This window comes from Pseudomonas sp. GM74, assembly GCF_000282455.1.
Taxonomy (GTDB): domain Bacteria; phylum Pseudomonadota; class Gammaproteobacteria; order Pseudomonadales; family Pseudomonadaceae; genus Aquipseudomonas.
In genome coordinates this window covers 1-6,063 of sequence record NZ_AKJG01000111.1, presented here as the reverse complement: position 1 = coordinate 6,063, position 6,063 = coordinate 1, and the positions used below count along the sequence as shown (strand labels likewise).

At 59.6% G+C, this 6,063-nt stretch carries 6 protein-coding genes; 4 read left to right on the top strand and 2 right to left on the bottom strand.

All coding sequences use genetic code 11. From position 1 onward, the window contains the following. Nucleotides 1–98: 98 nt before the first annotated feature. On the bottom strand, nucleotides 99–1,685 hold the full coding sequence (locus PMI34_RS06245; RefSeq protein WP_008052621.1) for an ABC transporter substrate-binding protein: 1,587 nt from the start codon (nucleotides 1,683–1,685) through the stop codon (nucleotides 99–101). 445 nt (nucleotides 1,686–2,130) lie between these two features. On the opposite strand from PMI34_RS06245, the gene rpmB reads away from it, so the two are divergent. Continuing rightward, entirely contained in the window at nucleotides 2,131–2,364 is a 234-nt protein-coding gene (gene rpmB / locus PMI34_RS06250) for a 50S ribosomal protein L28 (RefSeq protein ID WP_007975166.1), read from the top strand. A gap of 11 nt (nucleotides 2,365–2,375) precedes the next feature. Further along, complete coding sequence (rpmG, locus tag PMI34_RS0127465) at nucleotides 2,376–2,531, top strand: 50S ribosomal protein L33 (protein WP_003177274.1); 156 nt, start codon at nucleotides 2,376–2,378, stop codon at nucleotides 2,529–2,531. Between the two features lie 210 nt (nucleotides 2,532–2,741). Here the strand turns inward: rpmG and PMI34_RS06255 are convergent, their stop codons facing one another. Continuing rightward, nucleotides 2,742–3,104 (bottom strand): cupin domain-containing protein, encoded by a 363-nt coding sequence (locus tag PMI34_RS06255; protein ID WP_008052619.1) that lies wholly within the window; start codon nucleotides 3,102–3,104, stop codon nucleotides 2,742–2,744. Nucleotides 3,105–3,338: 234 nt separating this feature from the next. Between PMI34_RS06255 and PMI34_RS06260 the strand changes: the two genes are divergently transcribed. After that, nucleotides 3,339–4,832 (top strand): aldehyde dehydrogenase, encoded by a 1,494-nt coding sequence (locus PMI34_RS06260; RefSeq protein ID WP_008052618.1) that lies wholly within the window; start codon nucleotides 3,339–3,341, stop codon nucleotides 4,830–4,832. A 183-nt stretch (nucleotides 4,833–5,015) separates the two neighbouring features. Next, nucleotides 5,016–6,063, top strand: a 1,048-nt coding sequence (locus tag PMI34_RS06265; protein WP_008052616.1) for an MFS transporter, incomplete at its 3' end; no start/stop codon positions are given.

Here is a 6,063-nt window from a genome sequence, read left to right as displayed (position 1 = left end):
CTTGCTCGCGAAAGCGGTGTATCAGTCAGCATTGATGGCGACTGACACTCCCTCTTCGCGAGCAAGCCCGCTCCCACAGGGTTTTGTAGTGGGGCGGATTATTTGAGGTTTACCTTCGAGTAATCCTGTCGGCCGAACGGGCTGACCGAGTACCCCTCGACATCCTTGCGTGTCAGCGCGAAGGCCGTCGGGTGAGCCAGTGGTAGCCACAGCGCCTGCTGCTGGATCTGCGCCTGGGCCTGTTCGTAGAGTTTGCTGCGCACACCTTGCTCGCCGGTGGTCTTGCCGGCGCTGATCAGCTTGTCCAGGTCCTGATTGCAGTAGCGGGCGAAGTTGGTACCGGACTTGACCGCGGCGCAGGAAAACTGCGGCGTGAGGAAGTTGTCCGGGTCACCGTTGTCACCGGCCCAGCCCATGAACAGCAAGTCATGTTCACCGGCCTTGGCGCGGCGGATCAGTTCGCCCCATTCGATCACGCGGATTTCAGCCTGAATGCCGATTTCCGCGAGGTCAGACTGAAGCAGTTGAGCGCCAAGGCTTGGGTTGGGGTTAAGCAGGCTGCCGGAAGGGCGGGTCCAGATGGTGGTCTGGAAGCCGTCCTTGAGTCCGGCCTTGGCCATCAAGGCTTTGGCCTTCGCGATGTCGTGAGGGTAACCCGGCAGGCCTTTCGCGTAGCTCCAGGTGTTGGGTGGATACGGACCGTTGGCCGCCTCGGCAGTGTCTTCGAACACGGCTTTGACATAGTTGGCCTTGTCGAAGGCAAGGTTGATGGCCTGGCGGACTTCAGGCTTGTCCAATGGCGGATGCTGGCTGTTGATGCCGACGAATGCGGTCATGAACGCATCAGTCTTTTCGACTTTCAGCGTCGGCTCTTTCAGCGCTTCCTGTACGTCAAGAGGCTTGGGCGACAGGGCGATCTGGCATTCGTTACGGCGCAATTTCTGCAGGCGCACGTTGGCGTCCGGGGTGATGGCGAAGATCAGCGGATCTACAGAGGGTTTGCCACCGAAGTATTCGGTGTTGGCTTTGTAGCGAACCGAGGCGTCCTTCTGGAAGCGGGTGAAAACGAATGGCCCTGTGCCGATCGGCTGGCTGTTGAGCTTCTCGGGTGTGCCGGCCTTCATCAGTTTGTCGGCGTATTCGGCCGAATAGATCGAGGCGAAGCCCATGCTCAGGGTTGCCAGGAAGGTCGAATCCGGGTGGTCGAGGGTGAAGCGTACGGTCTGCGGATCGAGGGCGTCGATCTTCTTGATCAGTGCAGGCAACTGCATCGATTGAGCATGGGGGAAGCCGCTCTGGGCGACTTTGTGCCACGCATTGGCCGGGTCGAGCATGCGGTCGAAGCTGAAAATCACGTCTTCGGCGCTCAGGTCGCGCGTCGGGTTGAAATACTCGGTGCGATGGAATTTCACCTGCGGGTGCAACTTGAAGACGTAGGTCAGGCCGTCGGGGCTGACTTCCCAGCTGTCGGCGAGACTGGCGACCACTTTGCCACTGGCCGTGTCAAAGTCCACCAGGCGATTCATCAACACATCGGCCGAGGCGTTGGTGGTGGTCAGCGAGTTGTACTGCACCACGTCGAAGCCTTCAGGGCTGGCCTCGGTGCAGACGCTCAGGGCGGCGGCAAAGGCCTGTGGGCTCAGCAGAAGCGGGGCGAGCAACAGCGGTAGGGCAGCGAGGCGCATGGTCGGCTTCCTTTACAGATCGAAGGCCCATCTGCAAGTGCAGTCTGGAAAAAGCTTACCCTAGTGGGCTCTTTTGCAAATGACTATCCCCTTTTTCATTTTGAGGGGACTATAGCGCCTCAATTTTCTGTGAGACGGGCGAGCAAAATCCTGATTTGGCCGGTTGGCCGATTCTCTGCGACGAGCGGTCGCCATCGACGATAGCCTTTGTCCAAGGCGCTCGGAGCCCGGAAAACGGGGTTTTTGTGAATTCAACGCACACTGAATGTTGTTGCTCTTCAGTCTTTCTGGTATAAAGCAGCGCTCTTTTCTAGGGGCCCGGTTCCTTCACTGTAGGTGTAGCCGGTAAGACCTCTAAAGAAACGCGGCGCCTGGCGCCAAATGACTGAGAGATTAAGCGGCCAACCCATGCCGGGTTGGGCATGTGGTTTTAGAGGGCTGAGGCATGTCTAGAGTATGTCAAGTTACCGGTAAGGGTCCGGTGACTGGGAATAACATTTCCCACGCAAACAACAAAACCCGTCGTCGTTTCCTGCCGAACCTGCAGCATCACCGCTTCTGGGTTGAAGAAGAGAAACGTTTTGTGCGTCTGCGCGTATCTGCCAAAGGCATGCGTATCATCGACAAGCGTGGCATCACTGTCGTGCTGGCCGAACTTCGCCGCGATGGCAAGGTTTAAGGGAGCTAATCATGCGTGAATTGATTCGTTTGATTTCGAGCGCCGGTACTGGTCACTTCTACACTACCGACAAGAACAAGCGTACTACCCCGGACAAAATCGAGATCAAGAAATATGATCCGGTTGTTCGCAAGCACGTGATCTACAAGGAAGGCAAAATCAAGTAATTGATTTTTCCCTCTTACGAAAAAGGCCCGTATCGCGAGATACGGGCCTTTTTTGTTGTCTGTGGGTTATGCAGTGCCTGTCAGGGCCCCTTCGCGAGCAAGCCCGCTCCCACACTTGGTTGGCGCCGGACACAAATGTGGTGTTCACCGGAGCTCGAATGTGGGAGCGGGCTTGCCCGCGAAGGGGCCGGCTCAGGCAGCGCAAATCCTTCAAGCCTTCTGTTCAAACGCCACGTAGATCTTGCGGCACGCCTCCAGTACTTCCCAGGTGCCACGAAAGCCTGCCGGAATCACGAAGCGGTCGCCCGCGCGCAGGGTCTTGGCATTGCCGTCGAGGTCACGCAGCACGGAAACACCCTGCACGATTTCGCAGTATTCGTGTTCAGTGAAGTTCACCGTCCACTGGCCGACAGCCCCTTCCCACACCCCGGCGTTCAGCTGGCCGCAAGGGCTATTGTAGTGGTTGTAGACCGCTTGCTCAGGGTCGCCCTTGAGCACTTTGGCCGGATCCGGGCGGTAGCGTTCGGCGGCGGTGGTGGCCAGGCTGAAGTCGACGACGTTCTGGATGTTCATTGTTGTTATCCCCCGTGATTACGGCGCGAGTGGTTGATTTGCCAAGAGTCTATGTTTATTAAAATGAACATCGCAAGGCCGTTTGCCGGCGTTATGTCAAATATATTGAAACTTCATGTGCGGCTGGTTTAGGGTGGGGGATGCCTTGGGCCGAAAAGCAGGCTGGCCGGGCAGAATTCCTGACAGCGCCCGCGAAGATCGCGGGTGTCGTATCAATAAGAGGAGGACACTCGCATGACCACCCTGACCCGTGCCGACTGGGAACAACGTGCCCGCGACCTGAAAATCGAAGGCCGCGCCTATATCAATGGCGAATACACCGACGCCGTCTCCGGCGAGACTTTCGAGTGCATCAGCCCGGTCGATGGCCGTCTGCTGGGCAAGATTGCCAGCTGTGACGTCGCCGATGCCCAGCGCGCCGTGGAGAACGCCCGCGCCACCTTCAATTCCGGTGTTTGGTCGCGCCTGGCGCCGACCAAGCGCAAGTCCACCATGATCCGTTTCGCCGGCCTGCTGAAACAGCACGCCGAAGAGCTGGCCCTGCTTGAAACCCTGGACATGGGCAAGCCGATCAGCGATTCCCTGTACATCGACGTTCCCGGCGCGGCGCAAGCCCTGAGCTGGAGCGGCGAAGCCATCGACAAGATTTACGACGAAGTAGCGGCCACTCCGCATGACCAGTTGGGTCTTGTGACTCGTGAACCGGTGGGTGTTGTTGGCGCTATCGTGCCGTGGAACTTCCCGCTGATGATGGCGTGCTGGAAACTCGGTCCTGCGCTGTCCACCGGTAACTCGGTGATCCTCAAACCGTCCGAAAAATCCCCGCTGACCGCCATTCGCATCGCTGAACTGGCTGTCGAAGCCGGCATCCCGAAAGGCGTGCTGAACGTGCTGCCGGGTTACGGTCACACCGTCGGCAAGGCCCTGGCCCTGCACAACGATGTCGACACCCTGGTGTTCACCGGTTCGACCAAAATCGCCAAGCAGCTGTTGATCTACTCCGGCGAGTCGAACATGAAGCGCGTCTGGCTCGAAGCCGGCGGCAAGAGCCCGAACATCGTGTTCGCCGATGCGCCGAACCTGCAAGACGCTGCCGAAGCGGCTGCGGGTGCCATCGCCTTCAACCAGGGTGAAGTCTGCACTGCTGGCTCTCGCCTGCTGGTGGAGCGTTCGATCAAGGACAAATTCCTGCCGCTGGTGATCGAGGCGCTGAAAACCTGGAAGCCGGGCAACCCGCTGGACCCGGCTACCAATGTTGGCGCTCTGGTCGATACCCAACAGATGAATACCGTGCTGTCCTACATCGAGTCCGGTCATGCCGACGGCGCCAAGCTGGTGGCCGGTGGCAAGCGTACGCTCCAGGAAACTGGCGGTACTTACGTTGAGCCGACGATTTTCGACGGTGTGAGTAACGCGATGAAAATCGCCCAGGAAGAAATCTTCGGCCCGGTACTGTCGGTCATCGCATTCGACAGCGCCGAAGAAGCCATCGCGATCGCCAACGACACGCCGTACGGCCTGGCCGCCGCAGTCTGGACGGCTGACATCTCCAAGGCTCACCTCACCGCCCGCGCACTGCGTGCCGGAAGCGTGTGGGTCAACCAGTACGATGGCGGCGACATGACCGCACCGTTCGGTGGCTTCAAGCAGTCCGGCAACGGCCGCGACAAGTCGCTGCACGCGTTCGACAAGTACACCGAGCTGAAGGCGACCTGGATCAAGTTGTAAGCTCGTGAGGGAGGCAGCAGGCCTCCCGAACGACGCAGATCCCCTGTGGGAGCGGGCTTGCTCGCGAAGGCGGTGTATCAGCCAACATTGATGTTGGATGTGATGGCCGCTTCGCGAGCAAGCCCGCTCCCACATTTGTTTTGTGTGTCCTGAAGAAAAAATCAATCCACAGGAGCGTGGAACATGCGTTGGGCGACTTATTTCGCCGTGTTGGCGTCTGTCCTGAGTGTCGGCCTGGCCCTGGGTGTCAGCATGCCGTTGGTGTCGTTTCGTCTGGAGGGCTGGGGATACGGCTCGTTTGCCATTGGCGTGATGGCGGCGATGCCGGCCATCGGCGTCCTGCTGGGAGCGAAAATCTCCAGCCATCTGGCGGCGCGATTAGGCACGGCCAATCTGATGCGCCTGTGCCTGTGGGCCGGGGCGGTTTCGATCGGTTTGCTGGCCCTGTTGCCGAGCTATCCGGTCTGGTTGGTGCTGCGGCTGATGATCGGGGTGATCCTGACCCTCGTATTCATCATCGGTGAAAGCTGGATCAATCAACTGGTGGTAGAGCAATGGCGCGGGCGGCTGGTGGCGCTGTATGGCAGCAGCTACGCACTGAGTCAGCTGGCAGGCCCGGTGTTGCTGGGCTTCCTTGGCACCGAGCATGACTATGGCTTTTGGGTGGGCGTCGGTTTGCTGATGGCTGCGCCGTTCCTGTTGTTGGGCCGCAGTGGCGCGCCGAGCAGTGAAGCCAGCAGTGTGACCCTGCGTGATTTGCTTGAGTTCTGTCGTGGCCTGCCGGCGATTGCCTGGGCGGTGTCGCTGTTCGCCGCGTTCGAGGCAATGATTCTGACGCTGTTGCCGGTCTACTGCCTGCGCCAGGGCTTCACCACGGAGATCGCCCTGGCGATGGTTAGTACGGTGGTGGTCGGCGATGCGGTGCTGCAATTGCCGATTGGTGCGTTGGCCGATCGCTTGTCGCGACGGGCGTTGTTCACCGGTTGTGCGGTGGTCCTGCTGATGTCGAGCCTGGCAATCCCGCTGCTGATCGACACGCTGCTGATCTGGCCTTTGTGGGTGCTGTTCGGCGCCAGCGCTGGCGGGTTGTTCACCTTGTCGTTGATCCTGATCGGCGAGCGTTATCGCGACGATGCGCTGGTGCGGGCTAACGCGCACATCGCCCAGCTGTGGGGGATTGGTTGCCTGATCGGGCCGCTGCTGGCGGGTGCCGGCAGCCAGTGGATCAGCG

What these genes read in the sequence shown, in the direction of transcription:
- PMI34_RS06260 (WP_008052618.1), top strand. Translation starts at nt 3,339, where the DNA reads ATGACCACCCTGACCCGTGCCGACTGGGAACAACGTGCCCGCGACCTG.
- PMI34_RS06255 (WP_008052619.1), bottom strand. Translation starts at nt 3,104, where the DNA reads ATGAACATCCAGAACGTCGTCGACTTCAGCCTGGCCACCACCGCCGCC.
- PMI34_RS06245 (WP_008052621.1), bottom strand. Translation starts at nt 1,685, where the DNA reads ATGCGCCTCGCTGCCCTACCGCTGTTGCTCGCCCCGCTTCTGCTGAGC.
- rpmG (WP_003177274.1), top strand. Translation starts at nt 2,376, where the DNA reads ATGCGTGAATTGATTCGTTTGATTTCGAGCGCCGGTACTGGTCACTTC.
- rpmB (WP_007975166.1), top strand. Translation starts at nt 2,131, where the DNA reads ATGTCTAGAGTATGTCAAGTTACCGGTAAGGGTCCGGTGACTGGGAAT.